This is a genomic window from Acidocella aquatica, assembly GCF_030160635.1.
In the GTDB taxonomy this organism is placed as follows: Bacteria; Pseudomonadota; Alphaproteobacteria; order Acetobacterales; family Acetobacteraceae; genus Acidocella; species Acidocella aquatica.
On record NZ_BSOS01000058.1, the window covers coordinates 23,694 to 39,489 of the forward strand.

Below are 15,796 nucleotides of genomic sequence, written 5' to 3' on the forward strand. Positions count from 1 at the left end.
CCCCCGGAGCGTTGCGCTGCCCCGGGCGGCACGGCAGTTTGTGCCGGACCGCTTTGGCGTCAGGTTGAAAGATGCGCCGTGGCTTTGGCGAATACCTCGCCCATCTCGGCCATGGTCGGGTTGCGGCGCAAGGTTAGGCCGCCATTCACCTGCAGATTCTGCCCGGTCATGAAACATTCATCCGAGCCCAGCCACAGCACCGCGGCGGCGATGTCATCCGAGGTGCCGACGCGGCCGAGCGGGTATTCTTTCGCGAAGGCCTCGACGAAGCCCGGCAGGGCGAAGGAGCCGCCAGCCATCGGCGTATCCGTGATGCCGGGCGAGATGGAGTTGGCGCGGATGCCGCGATGCCCGTATTCATTGGCGACGGTGCGGATGATGTGGTCCACCCCCGCCTTGGTGCCCATATAGGCGGCGTGGTTTTCCAGCTGGATGGTGGCGGTGGCCGAGGAAATCTGGATGATCGAGCCGCCTTGCGGCATGGCGTCCAGCATGGCCTGGATGAAGAAGAACGGGCCCTTGAACTGGATGGCGAGAATGCGGTCCAGATCTTCCTCGGTGGTCGTCTCGGTCGGCTTCATCAGCCCCCAGCCCGTGGCGTTGATGCCGAGATCGAGCTTGCCGAAATCGGCCTTCGCCTTGCGCACGGCGGCGAAAACCTGATCCTTGCTGGTGATGTCGGCCAGCGCGTAGCTGCCGCCGATTTCAGCCGCCAGCTCTTTCAGCGCATCCTCGTGCCGGCCCGCGACGCAGACCTTCGCGCCCTCGGCGGCGAGGCGTTTGGCGATGATCTGGCCCATATTGCCGCGCCCGGCGGCGCCGAACACGATGGCGCCCTTGCCTTCAACTGTTTTCATCGCGTCTCTCCCTTGTTCCAGTAAATCTGGTCCATGCTTTCCCCGGCATCGAAGCGCGCCTGAATCCTGGCCATGCTCTCCATGCTATGCGCATTGGCAAACAGGCCCTGGCTGATCTTCTGGTCGTTCTCGATGCCTTGGGTCTGGTTGAGGTCTTCATCCTCGCCCAGCATCTGCTTCATGCCGGCAACGGCTTGCGGCGGCAGGCCGGCAATGTGCTTGGCCAGCTTCAGCGCCTCCTCCAGCGCCTGGCCCTTGGCCACTAGGCGGTTGAGGCCGCCGAGCTCGTACACGCGCCTGGCGGTGAGCGGCAGGCCGGTGAGCACGGCTTCCGCCGTGGCGGTGCGGCCGATGAGGCGCATCAGGCGCGAGGTGCCGCCAATGCCGGTGCCGACACCGATGATGACTTCCGGCTGCGAGAAGCGCGCCTGCTCCTCCGCCACGCGCAGATCACAAGCCCAGCCCAGCTCGCAGCCGCCGCCGGAGGTGTCGCCATTGATGGCGGCGATGGTCACGGCCTTGCCGCGGTTGAGGGTCATCAGCGAGCGGAACCAGCCGGCCGGGTCGCCGGTGGCGGCGTTGCCCATCACCAGCTGGCGGATGTCCTCCAGATAGGCATGCTCCAGCCAATGGCCTTCCACCGAAGAGGCCAGCACGATGACGCGCGCCCCCTCGTCGATTGCTTTATCCAAAGCGTCCGCGAGGTACGACACGGTGGCGCAGGTGGTGGTATGGCCCGGCGCGCCGCCATTGCCGGCAGTGACAAGGGCAACGCCCTCATGCGGATATTCAAGCGTAACATTGTTGCTCACGGATGGGCTGCTCATGATCTCTCCCAAATCTTTATTTTATTATGGCTTTTGCGCAGCCATGGTGATGGCCGCACCGGCAGCCTGGCACAGCCAACTTGCTGCGCGAGGGGCGTTCTGTCAATATAGTATTCTAGCATAACATCTGATTGAATCAGAAAACACGGGAGTTGAAACATGCGGCGCGACCCCATTCGCCAGGTGGCCTATTTTGTTCCCGATGTGCGCGTGGCGGCGCGCGCGCATTCAGCGCTTTATGGCTCCGGCCCCTATTTCGTGGCGGAGCATATTCCACTCACCTTGTGCCGTTATCGCGGCCAGCCGGGCAAGCTCGACCATACATCCGCCTATGGGCAATGGGGCGAGGTGATGATCGAGTTCGTGCAGCAGAACAACCCGGAACCCTCGGTGTTCTTCGACATGTATCCCAATGGCGGCAGCGGCATCCATCATATCGCGCTCATCGTCGATGATATTCACGCGGCAATGCGGCATTTCGAGGCGCAGGGTTTTGCCGAGGGGCTTTATGCCGAGGTGATGCCAGGGGCCGGTTTCGCCATGATGGATACGGTGAAGGCGTATGGGCATTTCACGGAGCTTTACGAGCCTACCCCGCCGCTGCTGGGCGTGTATGATTTGGTGAAGCGCTCCGCCCAGGGGTTTGACGGGACGGATATCATCCGCCCCTTCGCTTTTTAAGGATCGATTCAGAAAGTCAGATATCTGGTCTTGCCGTCCCAATTGGCGGCGGCCTCGCGCAGCGCGGCAAACAGGCCAAGGGCGGCGGGCTTGAGATATGCCACCTCGATGATGACCGGCACCGCCCCGTGCATCTGCACATAGGCCAGGCGTGAGCCATCCGCCACGTCCTGCGTCTGCACCACCTCGCCCCCACGCGCCACGTAGGATGCCACGGCAGTGTCGAAATCCTCCGTCATCACGCAATTATGGTGCACGCCGGTGCCGCCCGCATCCAGGAATTCCTGGAAGATGGACGGTCCCTCGGGCTCAATCAGCTCGATGTTGAGATCTCCGGAATAGGCGATGGCGGCCTTGAAGCGGGGGATGAGAGGCGCGCCATGCAGCGTGCCCGCCGAAAATTCCAGCGGCGGGAAGACGAAGAACGGGCCGGCGCCGATCACCTCCGTCCAATAGGTAATGGCTGCCTCAAGGTCGCGCACGATGAAGGCGTTCTGGGTGAGCGGGCCGGTGAGCTTGGACATGGGGTTCCCTCCTGTTGGTTATGGGCGGCTTGCCTGGCCGTTTATCAGCATACAATGACGATGCACACCAGTTTATGCGGGGCGCGCAGCCGCCCCTGGCGAGCGTGCACCTGAGCGCCTCAACCAGCGCAATGGCTATCGCGGCCGGGATGGGGAGACGTGGGTCGCAATTTTGTTATTTCATAGAATGTCGAAATTTCTATTGACTCCCGAAAAAAATAAACGCTAAAACCGGACATTATGAGGGGCGTCGTCAAGATACGCCCCCGCGGAAGAGGAGCGTTATAAGGATGGGCAACCAAGAACTCCCCGAGCGCGCTCCGCGATTGCGTTCCCCCAATAGCAGCCAGGCTTATGCCCGGGTTTTGGGAACCAGGGCGGGCAAATTTGTGGAGTTTGAATTTTCGCTGGGTGATGGCGATCTCGCGGTCGAGCTGATCCTCCCGCTTCTGGCGTTTACCGAGTTCTGCAAGGACCGGCAGGTTATTCTTCTGCCCCCTGCGGAAGCGATTGCCGCCGATCTTGCCCGGCTTGCCTGGCGCGCCGGGCAGCCGGGGTTGCTGCGCCGCCCGGAGGAAGATGCCTCCGGTTCCTGATCCACGACGAAACGATGAGGCACCAAGCCTCACAGAGAGGAAGAAGCATGAGCGTTCAAATTAAGACCGTTGATATCGCGCCGCGGCGTCAGACTTTTGGGCATGTGGCGCGGCGTCTGGGGGGCGACAAGCCCGCCTCGCGTTATCAGGAGGCGACCTACGATATTCAGGCGACCGCCAATTTCCACTACAAACCTTATTGGGAGCCTGAATTCTGGACCTATGACACGCGCAAGACCGCTGTTGTCATGGATGACTGGTACAAGCCGATCGACCCGCGCCAGTATTATTATGCGACCTATAACATCGCGCGCGCCAATATGAATCAGGCCGTGGATCGCAATTTCTCGTTTGTCGAGGAACGCGGGTTGCTGGTGAAGATTTCGCCGGAAGCGCGGGCGGCGCTGGAGCGCGGGTTGTTGCCGCTGCGCCATCTGCACTGGGGCGGCAATATGAACATGACCGAGATGTGCCAGCGCGGATATGGCACGGCGATTACCGCACCTTGCATCTTCTCGGCCGCCGACCAGCTTGGCATGGCGCAGATCATCAGCCGGATCGGGCTGGTGCTGGACAGCCAGAGCGGGACCTCCCTCGATGCGGCCAAGAAAACCTGGCTGGAAGATCCAGCCTGGCAGGAAGTGCGGCGGTTGATTGAGGATAGCTTCGTCGAGCGCGACTGGTTCCATCTCTATGTTGCGCAGACGCTCGGCGTGAACGGCGTTTTGCTCGATTTCATCTATAAATTCGCCGAACCCGCCTTTGCCGATGCCGGGCTGAGCGTCGCGATGCTGACCGAATTCATGCAGGATTGGCGCGCCGAGGAGAGCCGGTGGAGCGATAGCGTGGTCAAGGTGGTCGCTGCCGAATCCGGGCACAACAAGACACTCGTTTCGCAATGGGCGGCGCATTGGATTGCGCGCGCGGTGGAGGCGGTCAAGCCGCTCTCCGAGGCGTTGCTCGGCGATGGCGGCAAGGCGGCGATCGCGGCGGGCGAGGCGGCGCGGTTGCGGGCGGTGGCACTCGGTCTGGCGATTTAAGGGGGAATGAACATGGCGCAGGTGGCATCCATCACATTGCTGCAAAACGACGATGCGCGGCCGATTATCGAGGCGATTCTGGCCGATAATCCGGGCGTGCGGGTTTTAAACATGCATGGCGCGGTCAAGCTTGATTGCGATCATTCGATCACGATCAAGCGCGCCTCGGTTGAGGAACGGCTGGGACGCGCGTGGGAGCCGCAGGAGATTCAACTTGTCCTCGTCTCGATGGCGGGCAACCTCGATGAGGATGACGATCACTTCACCTTAAGCTGGCGCCATTAAGCGGCCAGGGGAGAGCAGGAAAATGACAGTTAAAAAACTTGGACTGCGCCAGCGTTATGAACATATGACGCGCGGGTTGGACTGGGAAACCACGTATCAGAAGATGGACGATGTATTTCCCTATGATTCCTTCGAGGGGATCAAGATCAAGGATTGGTCGGCCTGGGAAGATCCATTCCGGCTCACGATGGATACCTACTGGAAATTCCAGGCGGAGAAGGAGCGCAAGCTCTATGCCGTGCTTGATGCATTCGCGCAGAATAACGGGCAGACGAATCTCTCGGATGGGCGGTATGTCAACGTCGTCAAGCTGTTCCTCACCGGGATTTCGCCCGAGGAGTATCAGGCACATCGCGGGTTTGCGTTTACCGGCCGGCATTTGCGCGGGGCGGGCGCGCGGGTTGCGGCACAGATGCAATCGCTCGACGAGTTGCGGCACTTGCAGACGCAGGTGCATACGATCAGCCATTACAACAAATTCTTCGACGGCATCGGCGAATTTCCGCACATGCATGATCGCGTTTGGTATCTCTCGGTGCCAAAATCGTTCTTCGACGACGCGCGCTCGGCCGGGCCGTTTGAGTTTATGATCGCGATTGGGTTTGCCTTCGAGTATTTGCTGACCAATCTGCTGTTCGTGCCCTTCATGTCCGGCGCCGCGTATAATGGCGATATGTCCACTGTGACGTTTGGTTTCTCGGCGCAATCTGATGAGAGCCGGCATATGACGCTGGGGATCGAGGTCATCAAATTCCTGCTCGAGCAGCACCCGGACAATCTGCCGATTGTGCAGAAATGGGTCGATAAATGGTTCTGGCGCGGGCATCGGCTGCTTGGTCTTGTCGCCATGATGATGGATTATATGCTGCCAAAAAAGGTAATGTCCTGGAAGGAAGCCTGGGATATTTACTTCGTCGAGGCCGGGGGCTCGCTGTTTCAGGATCTTGAGCGTTATGGCCTGAAAATGCCAAAATACGCGGATATCGCAACCGAAGAGGCGGAGCATATTTCGCATCAGAACTGGGCGGTGTTCTACCAATATACCCACGCGGCGGCGTTCCATACCTGGATGCCCGATAAAGAGCATCTCGACTGGCTCTCCGCCAAATATCCCAACACGTTCGACAAATACTACCGGCCGCGCTGGGAGTTGTGGGCGGAGATGGAAAAGGAGGGAAAGCGGTTCTACAACATGGCGCTGCCCCAGCTCTGCCAGACCTGCCAGATTCCGATGGCCTATACCGAGCCTGGCGATCCGGCGACGATCTGCTTCCGCGCGACGCAATTCCAGGGCGAGACGTATCACTTCTGCTCCGACGGCTGTAAGGACATCTTTGACGGTGAGCCTGAGAAATATGTGCAGGCATGGATGCCGGTGCAGCAGATTTTCCAGGGAAATTGCGGCGGCCCGACGGTGCTAGACGTGCTGGCCTGGTATAATCTGAATGCCGGCGCGGATAATATGGATTATACCGGCTCGCCCGATGAGAAGATCTGGAAAGAGTGGCACCCGGATGCGGATGCCGCGCGCAAGGCTGTCTGAGCTGAATTAGTCACCAAGAAAGCATGGCGCGGGAATGCGCCATGCGCTCCTGAGGAGGAATAAATGACCGTTACGGCGATTACCCCCGATTATGTAAAACATATCGAGATCAGAGACATCCAGCAGAACTTCCATGGCAATATACTGGTTTATGTCCATTGGGAGGAGCACCTCTCCTTCTGTTCGGCGATTGCGTTTCCGCTGCCGCCCGCCATGCCGTTTGGCGCGCTGGTCAGCGACGTCATCGCGCCGCATTATGCGGCACATCCCGACGCGGCGAAGGTCGACTGGGCGGCGGTGAACTGGATGATCGACGGCGAGAAGGCGACGCCGGATTTTGGCAAGTCGCTCGCGGAAAACGGGATGCACCATAAGTCGCTGGTGCGTTTCTGGACACCTGGCTTGACAGGTCGCGCGGCTTCTTAAAGTGCCACGGCCAATAAGGACTTTTTTTCCATGACACATCAACTGACCATTGAGCCGCTGGGCGAGTGCATCGAGGTCGAGGATGGGCAGACCATCCTCGACGCCTGTCTGCGCGCGGGGATTTATCTGCCCTATGCCTGCGGGCATGGGCTCTGCGGGACGTGCAAAGTCGAGGCGCTCGAGGGCGAGGTCGATCATGGCGATGCCTCGCCGTTCGCGTTGATGGATTTTGAGCGGGCGGAAGGGAAAACCCTCGCCTGCTGCGCGCGGATGATGAGCGATGTCACCATCGAGGCGGATATCGACGAGGAGCCGGACCAGCGGCGTATTACCGTGCGGGATTTTGCCGGCCGGGTCGAGGGGCTGGAGGATCTGACGCATGATGTGAAGGGGGTGCGTCTGGGGCTTGGCGGCGGGCGGATCGATTTTCAGGCCGGGCAGTATATCAACCTGACGCTACCGGGGGTGCATGGGACGCGCGCCTTCTCGATCGCCAATCCGCCGTCCGAGGATGGGTATGTCGATTTGCAGATACGGCGCGTGCCGGGTGGGCAAGGAACTTCGTATATCCACGAGGTTTTGAAACTCGGCGACGCGGTGGCGCTTTCAGGGCCTTATGGGCGCTTCTATGTGCGCAAATCACGCGGCGGGCCTTTGTTGTTCATGGCGGGCGGGACTGGGGTTTCCAGTCCGCGTTCGATGATCCTGGAGTTGCTCGCCGCGGGGTATCGCGACCCGATCATGCTGGTGCATGGCGTGCGCACGCGGGCGGATTTGTATGGCGAGGCAGAGTTCTCGGCGCTCGCGGTGGAACATAGCAATTTCCGCTACATCCCAGCCCTCTCCTCCGAGCCGGAAGCGAGCGGCTGGACGGGCGAGCGCGGATTTGTCCATGATGTCGCCGCACGGCTGTTTGACGGGTTGTTCGAGGGATGGTCCGCGTATCTGTGCGGGCCGCCGCCGATGATCGAGGCCTGTGTCAATACGTTGATGCGCGGGCGGTTGTTCGAGAAGTATATTTTTACCGAGCGGTTCCTCACCGCCAAGGACGGTACAGAGAAGCCAAAAAGCCCGTTATTCAAGAAGATCTGAGAAGAAGGGGGCCACCTCAGGGTTCTCGTCGAGCAGCGTGCGGATGATGCTGAACGCCTCATCCTTGGTTGCCGGGCTGGCCAGCGCGGTGTGCAGCGCCGCCACCTTCTCGCGGTAAACTTCTGCCCGTTTGGGATGCAGCGCCGGCTCACGGGCGGGCTGGTTGGCGAGCAGGCCGTTCAGCTCGTCCTCGCGGGCTTCCAGGGCGATCAATTTATCTTTGAGAGTCCGTGAGCCTCTGCCGCCGGCCAGTTCATCGACCAGATAGGCCAGTTTTGATTTGATCGCCGCCAGTTCCTGTTTGGCAGCATCAAAATGCACATTCTGCCGGGCGATGATGCTATTGTGCTCGGCCACGAATGCGGCGGCGAATTCCTTAAATATATCCGGGTCCATCAGCCCCGCCAGTACGATGCCGTCGAGGTTCTTGAGAGACAGCGCGTTCATCGGCGCTAGGGATCAGCACCCAAAATCCCATGACCTCTGACCCATGGTGACACATTGATTCGGAAATCAGGGTGCGGCGCAACAAAAAAATGAAGCTGTAGTGCTAAAATGGCGTAATCCGCATGATATCTGGCGTGATCCGTATGATGGGTTCCGTTGGATTCGAATTTTAGTGGGCTTATTTACGGCGTAGCGGAACTGCGTTCCCGCGCAGTGTCTGATGCAAATGTTCTCATATTTGGAGAAAGAGAGATGTTGACCCCCCGCCGGCCAGGCATTGCCTTTGAGCGAGGCGTCACGCCGATCCTATGGTCGAGAGATCACGAATTCGCGCAGTTTCTGAACGGAGTTTCGGTTATCATCGCTCCCATTGAGCATTTGCTAAACAATGTCGCCAATGAGGTTCGTACGAAACATTGTGAAAATAATCCTGCTCTAAAAGAAGAGCTGGAGCTGTTTATTAAGCAGGAGACCAACCACACACTGTACCATAACCGGTTCAACAAACTTCTCTTGGATGCAGGTTATGACATCAAACCTGTCATCGCCAAAGTAACGGCTGAACTCAAGGAAATGCGCGATAAGAAGTCATTAGCTTTTTGTGCCGCGTATTGCGCCGGGTTCGAGAATACCGCAACCTTCACAGCAAAATATGTGTACGAGCAATGCGATAAGTATTTTGAAGGTGCGGAACCATCGGGTGCCAATTTATGGCTCTGGCATATCTCAGAAGAGTTTGAACATCGCACGTCCTGCCATGAAGCCTTTAATGCCGTTTCTGGCAGCTATTTTCTGCGCATTTGGGGTTTTCTGTACAGTTTTTGGCATGTCAATCATTGCTTCTGGCGCGGCACCGCGGTCTTGCTGAGAAAAGATCGCGAAACCATGACAGCTTCCCAGCGCTGGGCTTCGCGTTTTAACCAGGCGCGCAACATCGCCCGGCAGTTTTCCTGGGCTATCCCGCGTATGCTGCAACTGCTATCCCCGGCGTTCGATCCTGCAAAAATGCCAATACCTCCACGCATTCAGGCTGCGCTGGATTTCTTCAAAACGACTGACCCGATCAACGAGACATTCATTTCTGTGTATCGGTTTGCACCGGAGTAGTCAGCTAACCGCCGCATTCGACACCATCGTTTGGCGCCTCAATTTTCGATCCAGCCGCAGTTTGAACTGGGGCCGGATGCTTTTTGTTGGTCCTTCTCATCAGCTTCACCGGACGATCATGACAATATTTTCCAGTTTCATTCGTCTGCGAGAAAAAGCAAACCACGCCTATTTATGACCGTTTCTGACTGGAAATCAGCACGCAATTCACATACGTTAGACAAAAACCACCAGGGGAAATCAGCCAAATGAACCTCATCGACCAAAGAATTGCTGCCTGGGGCGGGCCGTTTTGTGTTGTAACTTTCGGGTCAGGCCTATTGTTAGCCGGTTTCGTTCCGCCACCGTCCCCTTCTCTGGATGCAATGCATATCGCCGCGATCTACCAGGCTAAAGCTATGCTTATCCAGATTGGCATGATCCTCGGGCTGTTTGGTATTGCGGGGTATATGTCGCTCGTGGGCGCGATCTCGGTCCAACTGTTCCGTATCAAGGGGATCAGCCGCTTGCCGCCTTACATGCAGCTCGGCGCCGGCGCTATTGGCGTACTCACCGTCATGTTCCCCGTCATGATCTTTGCAATGGCCGCCTTCCGCCCTGAACGCGACCCAAATCTCACCCAATTATTGAACGACGCTGGATGGCTGATCATCATCCCCGCCTTCCCGACCTTCATCGCGCAGTTTGCGCGGCTTCGCCGCGGGCGTATTGCAAGACAAAAGCCCCACACCGGTCTTCCCGCGCTGGTCTGCTTACTTTAATATCTGGATGGCAGTGCTGTTTTTGCCCGGCGGTGCCTCATTCTGTTTCAAAACGGGGCCGTTCGCTTGGGACGGTCTGCTTGCTTACTGGCTCGCGGCCGGATCCTTTTTCATCTGGCTGCTCGTCATGTCCTGGCTGACGCTCCGCGCGATCCGGAGTGAAGAGGCTACGCTTAGAGAGGCTCGATAAACGCACGTATGGATCTCGGGCTCCCGTATCGAGGTCTCCATTGAAACGAGAGCATCGCCTGGCATCACAGTAGTGTTGGGGTGGACGGGCCAACACAACTGTAATGCCAGGTGTTTGGTGAACAAGAGCGAACTGGGGGAGCAAAAAAATGGTCACGCGTATAGATAAGGCCGGCGCCTTGGGGGGCTTTCTTTTCCTTGGGTTTTTCTTCATCGGTTTCTGGCCGCTTGCGCATTTCTTACCGCCGCAAACGCCAATGGATGATGCAGCCAGCATTTCCGCCATGTACCAGGGCAATACGGATGGCATCCGTCTCGCCATGGTCTGCCTTTGCTTCGGTGCCATGTTCTACATCCCCTACATTGTAACCATGGCGAATTTCATCCGCCGCATGGAAGGGGGCGCCGGCTTCCTAACCCTGTGCGAACTGGCTGGAGGTATCACCGGCTCATTGTTCCTTTTTATTCCGGCGATGATATGGGAACTTGCCGCCTTCCGGCCGGATCGCTCCATCGAGCTGACGCAGTTCACCAATGATGCGGGTTGGCTGTTTCTTATCGCGGCCGTGCCGCCTTTTATTCTTCAGACCATGCCGCTTGGCGTTGCCATTCTCATCGATAAATCGCAACCTCATCTGTTCCCGCGCTGGTTTGCGTGGCTCACCTTCGGGCTGGAATTGACGTATTTGCCCGGGATGGCGGCATATTTCTACAAATCCGGTCCTTTCGCATGGAGCGGGCTGTTTCCTTACTGGGTCCCCTTCACAACCTACGGCTTTTGGATAGCGGCGACTTCCTGGATCATGTTCCGATCAGTTAACGTAATTATCCGTGAAACCGCTTGAAGCAGGAGTTTATTCCATGCCAAAAACCCTCATGCTCGTCTTCTCCAGCCCCATCTCCGCGGCGCAGGAGACTGCGTATAATGCCTGGTACACGGACAAGCATTTGCCGGATATTTGCGCCATCCCAGGCGTCATCAGTGCCACGCGCTATAAAATCGACAAATCCGTAGCCCTCATGCCCGGCCTGCCGGCGGACCCTAATGCCTATCTCGCGGTCTATGAACTGGAGGCCAAAACCTCCGCGGAACTGGAGGTTTTTGCGCAAGCCATGCGCGAGGCATTGCAGCAAGGGCGCGCGGACCTCAGCCCACTGCTCGACCTTGCGCATGCCTCTTCCAGCTTTGCCGTGCCCATCACCACTCGCCTGCTGCCGCTGGCCTGATGCAACCGGTTTACGACTACATCATCATCGGTGCCGGTTCTGCCGGCTCGGTTCTGGCCTATCGCCTCAGCGCCAATCCGGCGCACCAGGTGTTGTTGGTGGAGAGCGGGCCGCCCGATAAAAGCGCGCTCATCCACATGCCCATGGGTGTCGGCCGCCTGCAGACCCATGGCAAGCAGCATTATTGGCATTACGAAGTCGCGAAAAGCGGTAACCGCCCCACGGAGCCCTGGATCAAGGGCCGCACTTTAGGCGGCTCCAGCTCGGTCAACGGCATGGTCTATGTCCGCGGCACCCCGGCTGACTATGATGAATGGGCGCAGGCCGGCTGCACCGGCTGGGGCTGGGATGAAATCGGCCGCTGCTTCGCCGAACTTGAAAACCACGCCCTCGGCCCCGGCGGCGGCCGCGGCACCTCCGGCCCGCTGCGCATCACCATGCCGCCCAAGGGCGATGCCCTGGCCGAAGCTTTTCTGGCCGCTGCCGCCCAAGCCGGAACCCCGACAGTGCCGGACACCAACGCGCCGGATGCCGCCATGGCCGGTTGCTTCAGCTACCAGCCACGCACGATTTTTTCCGGCAAGCGGTTTTCCGCCGCCCGCGCCTTTCTGGAGCCAGCCCGGCAGCGGCGCAACCTCACCATCCTCACGGATACCGACGTGCTGCGGATAGAATTTACCGGTAATCGCGCCAGCGGCATAACCCTGCGCCGGGCGGGTTCTGCGCAAAGCATTGCCGCCCGGCTTGAAATCATCCTCTCGGCCGGCGCCCTGCAATCCCCCAAATTGCTGCAACTCTCCGGCATCGGTCCCGGCGCCCTGCTGCAATCGCTCGGCATCCCGGTCATCGCGGATTTACCTGGCGTCGGGCAAAACCTGCGCGAGCACCGCGGCCAGCAGCTCAGCTACCGCACCCTGAAAGGCGGCCATAACCATGAACTGCGCGGCCCAGGTCTCGCCCTCTCGGTGCTGCGCTACGCGCTCACCCGCAGCGGCCCGCTCGCCAATGCCGTATTCGACCTCTCCGGCTACCTTAAAACCACCCCGGACCAGCTGCGGCCGGACGGCCAGATCGGCGTCGGGCTCTTCTCCTTCGAGGTGAAACCGCAAGGCGGCCAGCACCCGCTGGATGACCGCGCTGTCAGCCCCTATCCCGGCCTCACCATGTTCGGCTGCCATTTGCGCCCGGAGAGCCAGGGCGAGCTGCGCATCCGCTCCGCCGACCCGGATGCCGCCCCCTATATCAACGCCAATTACATGGCCACAGAGAGCGACCGCATCCGCACCGTGGCCCTGTTCCGCGTCATGCGCGCCATCGCCGCACAGCCGGCTTTGGCCCCCTTCATCCATTCCGAGCTGATGCCGGGTGCTGCTTGTGTCAGCGATGACGACATCATCGATGCCGCCTTCAACATGGGCACGCCCGGCTACCACGTTGCCGGCACCTGCCGCATGGGAACGGATGACATGGCGGTGCTGGACCCAGGCTTGCGCGTGCGCGGCGTACAGGGCCTGCGCGTGGTGGATACCTCAATCTGGCCCGCCATGGTATCTGGCAACACCAACGGCCCCGCCATGGCCACCGCCTGGCGCGCCGCGGAATTGATTTTGACGAACTGATCTTACGGAGGCACAAAACCCAGATGCCCGATCTGACCCAGGATGACGAACGGCGGGTGACGCAGTTTCCGGCAGGCAGGCTCCTCAGAGCGCTGAATATGCTCCGCACGCGCGGAGAACGGCGCTGGGCTTTTTTTTGCACGGGCCAAAAAATTGCGCGCGCAATTGACCGAACTTGAGGCGCGGCTAGAGTTGCACCAGGTGGCGCCGCGCGGATTACCTCTCAGGCGCGCGAATCAGACAAGCTCGACGAGCTTAAACTCGGCCATGCCGGCCACTCAATGACCCCCTGAATTGCTCAAGGCCGCGATGCGCGTATTACAGGAAACATAACGAAAAATGGGCATCGATTTGTCCGCAATGAGCCGGAATGGAGGAGATAGGCAATATGGCCGGAAACCAAGCCTTGCAGCGCTATGATGACGTAACCGCGGACTGGCTGACGGCGGCGCTGCAGCCTACTTGGCCGGGCGTGCGGGTCGCAAATTTGCAGCGGGGAAAAGTTTTCGGACATAAACAAAATAAGTTTCGCCTTGTGGCGGAATATGCAGCTGGCGGCCCGCAGCCCGATGTGAAACATTTCATCGTGAAGGGGAATTTTCCGGGTGAGAACGACCCTTCCACCGGGCCGGCCTGGGCGATGGCGAATGAGGTGCTTTCCATCCGTGATCTGGCGCCGCAAATTGCCGCCCCGGCAATGCCGGCCTGGTACCGGATCGAGGTGCAGCCGGATGCTGCGGATATTTTAATGCAGGATCTCACGCCGCAAGGAGCGACTTTCTTCAATGCCTTCCGCACACTGACTTTGGGACAGGCCATGGCGTTCATGGATGCGTTCGCCAAGATGCATGCCAGCTCCTGGAATAGCCCGGCTTTCGCCGCAGGCGGCACCATGGGACCGGAGAGTGTTGCCGGGCAGAACCGCAAAATTCTGCACGAAATGTATTTCCCGAGTTTTTTCCGGGCAGACCATTGGCAAAGCTACGTGGATCAGCCGCGCGGGCGGACTTTGCCCGCCGCATTTCAGGACATGGGCAAGGCCGAAACCGCATGGCATCGCATGTGGGGCGCGCTGAAGCAAGCCGCCATGGTCATCGTGCATGGCGATGAACATCTCGGCAATCTATATGTGAGCGCGGATGGCACGCCGGGCGTGATCGACTGGGTGGCGCGGCCCGAGCATTGGACTATCGGTATTGTCTATTTCATGCTCTGTGCGCTGGATGTCATAGACCGGCGAAATTGGGAGCGGGCGCTGATCTCACATTATGTGACGCGGTTGCGGGCCTGTGGCGTGCCGGATGCGCCAAGCTTTGATGACGCCTGGTTTTTGTACCGGGTGGCATGTTTCTATCCTACCGTGACATGGCTGAACAACAGCTCCGTCTGGCAGCCAGAAGCCATCAATACCGCAAATACAGTGCGCGCCATGATGGCAGCCGTCGAACATGACAGTTTTGGATTATTGGGCGTTTAGTCAGCGCATCGGATCAGTGATTTAACAACTTCTGGCGAATTTCATGAAACAACCACGATTGCAGAAAATCCGAAGTTACTGCGCAGCCCTTGAAAAACGCGGCATTGCGATACCGGCGCCACTGCAAATGCTCATTGAGGCAGCTTCGGCAGACGACAGAGACATTGTTGCCGCCAGCTACGTATCGATGCTGCGTCTGGTCGCAGAGGCGGCACCTGCCGATTTTGCCGTTGCATTCGGCGCCGCGCGGCATTTGGCTGAATGGGGCATCGTCGGGCACGCAATATCGAGCTGCGGCACGTTACGCCGGGCGTTTGAAATCTGGTTGCGATTTGCTGACATAGCCGGCGATCCATTACGATATCGCTGGGAAATCGACGATCAGGTTTGGCGTGTCGTCTTCCTGCCCACCTATGCACCCGGGAGCAATCTGGCACGATTTTGCGCAGAAGAGTTTGCTGGTTCATTTTTGCGTTTTGCCAATGAGACCACGGGATTCGACGGGAAAAATGCGGCGACTCGATTTATGCATCACGCAAGCCAAGGCGTGGATTACGCCACTTTCATTCCCGGAACAGTTCAGTTCTCAGCCATCACGAATGACTTGACTTTGCCCGGCTACGTTCTGGATATGCCAATCGTGTCGCGCGATGATGAGTTGTTTAATCTGCTCGTTCAACATCTCGCGGTCAAACACCCGGCAGGGGCTTCAGATAGTATTGCGCATCAGTTGCGTCAGGTCTTAATCGCCTCGCCCGAACCTGAGCGCAAACTCCATAATGTCGCTACGGCTCTGGGCCTCAGCCCCCGCACGCTGAATCGAAAATTGACGGCGGAAGGCACGAGCTTTACGCATGTCCTGGCCGAATTCCGCAACGATTATGCCAAGGCATTATTGCGGGATGGCACTCTTGGCACAAAGCAAATTTCGCATGTGCTCGGATTCCGCAACGATCAGAGTCTACGCCGCGCATTTTTGCAGTGGAACGACATACCTCTAGGAGCTTGGCGGAACGCATACGGAAAGCCGTCTATGAGACCTGTGCGCGGATAGGCTTGCATCGACGCGGTTGGTTCTGATTCGTTGAGTTGACGGAT

18 protein-coding genes are annotated in these 15,796 nt (G+C 58.8%); 14 read left to right on the forward strand and 4 right to left on the reverse strand.

Features of this window, described 5'->3' with window-relative positions; translation table 11 throughout:
* Positions 1-59: 59 nt before the first annotated feature.
* Together QQJ84_RS09190 and QQJ84_RS09195 are read right to left on the reverse strand one after the other, a co-directional pair.
* Entirely contained in the window at positions 60-857 is a 798-nt protein-coding gene (locus QQJ84_RS09190) for an SDR family NAD(P)-dependent oxidoreductase (protein ID WP_284257863.1), read from the reverse strand.
* The gene (locus QQJ84_RS09195; RefSeq protein ID WP_284257864.1) at positions 854-1,684 is read right to left on the reverse strand and encodes an enoyl-CoA hydratase/isomerase family protein; all 831 of its coding nucleotides are present in this window, start codon (positions 1,682-1,684) and stop codon (positions 854-856) included. Before QQJ84_RS09195 ends, QQJ84_RS09190 begins: the two co-directional genes overlap by 4 nt.
* A gap of 159 nt (positions 1,685-1,843) precedes the next feature.
* Here QQJ84_RS09195 and QQJ84_RS09200 point away from each other — a divergent pair, with 159 nt between their 5' ends.
* On the forward strand, positions 1,844-2,365 hold the full coding sequence (locus QQJ84_RS09200; RefSeq protein ID WP_284257865.1) for a VOC family protein: 522 nt from the start codon (positions 1,844-1,846) through the stop codon (positions 2,363-2,365).
* Between the two features lie 8 nt (positions 2,366-2,373).
* Here the strand turns inward: QQJ84_RS09200 and QQJ84_RS09205 are convergent, their stop codons facing one another.
* Positions 2,374-2,889, reverse strand: a complete 516-nt coding sequence (locus tag QQJ84_RS09205) for a VOC family protein (protein WP_284257867.1) — start codon at positions 2,887-2,889, stop codon at positions 2,374-2,376.
* Between the two features lie 290 nt (positions 2,890-3,179).
* Here QQJ84_RS09205 and QQJ84_RS09210 point away from each other — a divergent pair, with 290 nt between their 5' ends.
* From QQJ84_RS09210 to QQJ84_RS09235, 6 genes are all read left to right on the forward strand, one after another.
* Positions 3,180-3,485, forward strand: a complete 306-nt coding sequence (locus tag QQJ84_RS09210) for a phenol hydroxylase subunit (RefSeq protein WP_284257868.1) — start codon at positions 3,180-3,182, stop codon at positions 3,483-3,485.
* Between the two features lie 47 nt (positions 3,486-3,532).
* Entirely contained in the window at positions 3,533-4,525 is a 993-nt protein-coding gene (locus QQJ84_RS09215; protein WP_284257869.1) for a ferritin family protein, read from the forward strand.
* A 12-nt stretch (positions 4,526-4,537) separates the two neighbouring features.
* Positions 4,538-4,810, forward strand: coding sequence for an MmoB/DmpM family protein (locus tag QQJ84_RS09220; RefSeq protein WP_284257870.1), 273 nt, complete (start codon positions 4,538-4,540; stop codon positions 4,808-4,810).
* 22 nt (positions 4,811-4,832) lie between these two features.
* Positions 4,833-6,353, forward strand: a complete 1,521-nt coding sequence (locus QQJ84_RS09225) for an aromatic/alkene/methane monooxygenase hydroxylase/oxygenase subunit alpha (protein ID WP_284257871.1) — start codon at positions 4,833-4,835, stop codon at positions 6,351-6,353.
* Between the two features lie 63 nt (positions 6,354-6,416).
* Positions 6,417-6,779, forward strand: a complete 363-nt coding sequence (locus QQJ84_RS09230) for a phenol hydroxylase subunit P4 (protein WP_284257872.1) — start codon at positions 6,417-6,419, stop codon at positions 6,777-6,779.
* A 30-nt stretch (positions 6,780-6,809) separates the two neighbouring features.
* Positions 6,810-7,871 (forward strand): NADH:ubiquinone reductase (Na(+)-transporting) subunit F, encoded by a 1,062-nt coding sequence (locus QQJ84_RS09235; protein WP_284257873.1) that lies wholly within the window; start codon positions 6,810-6,812, stop codon positions 7,869-7,871.
* On the opposite strand, the gene QQJ84_RS09240 is transcribed toward QQJ84_RS09235, so the two are convergent.
* A complete protein-coding gene (locus QQJ84_RS09240) occupies positions 7,854-8,318 on the reverse strand; it encodes a hypothetical protein (protein WP_284257874.1) in 465 nt (154 codons plus the stop codon). The two genes, QQJ84_RS09235 and QQJ84_RS09240, sit on opposite strands and share 18 nt — an antisense overlap.
* Positions 8,319-8,570: 252 nt before the next feature.
* Here QQJ84_RS09240 and QQJ84_RS09245 point away from each other — a divergent pair, with 252 nt between their 5' ends.
* The 7 genes from QQJ84_RS09245 to QQJ84_RS09275 all read left to right on the forward strand — a co-directional run bounded on the left by QQJ84_RS09245 (position 8,571) and on the right by QQJ84_RS09275 (position 15,752).
* Entirely contained in the window at positions 8,571-9,425 is an 855-nt protein-coding gene (locus tag QQJ84_RS09245) for a metal-dependent hydrolase (RefSeq protein WP_284257875.1), read from the forward strand.
* Between the two features lie 248 nt (positions 9,426-9,673).
* Positions 9,674-10,186 (forward strand): hypothetical protein, encoded by a 513-nt coding sequence (locus QQJ84_RS09250; protein WP_284257876.1) that lies wholly within the window; start codon positions 9,674-9,676, stop codon positions 10,184-10,186.
* A 338-nt stretch (positions 10,187-10,524) separates the two neighbouring features.
* Positions 10,525-11,220 (forward strand): hypothetical protein, encoded by a 696-nt coding sequence (locus QQJ84_RS09255; protein ID WP_284257877.1) that lies wholly within the window; start codon positions 10,525-10,527, stop codon positions 11,218-11,220.
* Between the two features lie 16 nt (positions 11,221-11,236).
* Positions 11,237-11,602: a DUF4286 family protein gene (locus tag QQJ84_RS09260; protein ID WP_284257878.1), complete on the forward strand. Its 366-nt coding sequence runs from the start codon at positions 11,237-11,239 to the stop codon at positions 11,600-11,602.
* On the forward strand, positions 11,602-13,221 hold the full coding sequence (locus QQJ84_RS09265) for a GMC family oxidoreductase (protein ID WP_284257879.1): 1,620 nt from the start codon (positions 11,602-11,604) through the stop codon (positions 13,219-13,221). Before QQJ84_RS09260 ends, QQJ84_RS09265 begins: the two co-directional genes overlap by 1 nt.
* Positions 13,222-13,609: 388 nt before the next feature.
* Entirely contained in the window at positions 13,610-14,698 is a 1,089-nt protein-coding gene (locus tag QQJ84_RS09270) for a phosphotransferase (RefSeq protein WP_284257880.1), read from the forward strand.
* A 43-nt stretch (positions 14,699-14,741) separates the two neighbouring features.
* The gene (locus tag QQJ84_RS09275) at positions 14,742-15,752 is read left to right on the forward strand and encodes an AraC family transcriptional regulator (RefSeq protein ID WP_284257881.1); all 1,011 of its coding nucleotides are present in this window, start codon (positions 14,742-14,744) and stop codon (positions 15,750-15,752) included.
* Positions 15,753-15,796: the final 44 nt, after the last annotated feature.

Bases quoted from the DNA above. Each gene is read 5' to 3' on its own strand.
- QQJ84_RS09190 (WP_284257863.1), bottom strand. From the start codon at position 857: ATGAAAACAGTTGAAGGCAAGGGCGCCATCGTGTTCGGCGCCGCCGGG.
- QQJ84_RS09195 (WP_284257864.1), bottom strand. From the start codon at position 1,684: ATGAGCAGCCCATCCGTGAGCAACAATGTTACGCTTGAATATCCGCAT.
- QQJ84_RS09200 (WP_284257865.1), top strand. From the start codon at position 1,844: ATGCGGCGCGACCCCATTCGCCAGGTGGCCTATTTTGTTCCCGATGTG.
- QQJ84_RS09205 (WP_284257867.1), bottom strand. From the start codon at position 2,889: ATGTCCAAGCTCACCGGCCCGCTCACCCAGAACGCCTTCATCGTGCGC.
- QQJ84_RS09210 (WP_284257868.1), top strand. From the start codon at position 3,180: ATGGGCAACCAAGAACTCCCCGAGCGCGCTCCGCGATTGCGTTCCCCC.
- QQJ84_RS09215 (WP_284257869.1), top strand. From the start codon at position 3,533: ATGAGCGTTCAAATTAAGACCGTTGATATCGCGCCGCGGCGTCAGACT.
- QQJ84_RS09220 (WP_284257870.1), top strand. From the start codon at position 4,538: ATGGCGCAGGTGGCATCCATCACATTGCTGCAAAACGACGATGCGCGG.
- QQJ84_RS09225 (WP_284257871.1), top strand. From the start codon at position 4,833: ATGACAGTTAAAAAACTTGGACTGCGCCAGCGTTATGAACATATGACG.
- QQJ84_RS09230 (WP_284257872.1), top strand. From the start codon at position 6,417: ATGACCGTTACGGCGATTACCCCCGATTATGTAAAACATATCGAGATC.
- QQJ84_RS09235 (WP_284257873.1), top strand. From the start codon at position 6,810: ATGACACATCAACTGACCATTGAGCCGCTGGGCGAGTGCATCGAGGTC.
- QQJ84_RS09240 (WP_284257874.1), bottom strand. From the start codon at position 8,318: ATGAACGCGCTGTCTCTCAAGAACCTCGACGGCATCGTACTGGCGGGG.
- QQJ84_RS09245 (WP_284257875.1), top strand. From the start codon at position 8,571: ATGTTGACCCCCCGCCGGCCAGGCATTGCCTTTGAGCGAGGCGTCACG.
- QQJ84_RS09250 (WP_284257876.1), top strand. From the start codon at position 9,674: ATGAACCTCATCGACCAAAGAATTGCTGCCTGGGGCGGGCCGTTTTGT.
- QQJ84_RS09255 (WP_284257877.1), top strand. From the start codon at position 10,525: ATGGTCACGCGTATAGATAAGGCCGGCGCCTTGGGGGGCTTTCTTTTC.
- QQJ84_RS09260 (WP_284257878.1), top strand. From the start codon at position 11,237: ATGCCAAAAACCCTCATGCTCGTCTTCTCCAGCCCCATCTCCGCGGCG.
- QQJ84_RS09265 (WP_284257879.1), top strand. From the start codon at position 11,602: ATGCAACCGGTTTACGACTACATCATCATCGGTGCCGGTTCTGCCGGC.
- QQJ84_RS09270 (WP_284257880.1), top strand. From the start codon at position 13,610: ATGGCCGGAAACCAAGCCTTGCAGCGCTATGATGACGTAACCGCGGAC.
- QQJ84_RS09275 (WP_284257881.1), top strand. From the start codon at position 14,742: ATGAAACAACCACGATTGCAGAAAATCCGAAGTTACTGCGCAGCCCTT.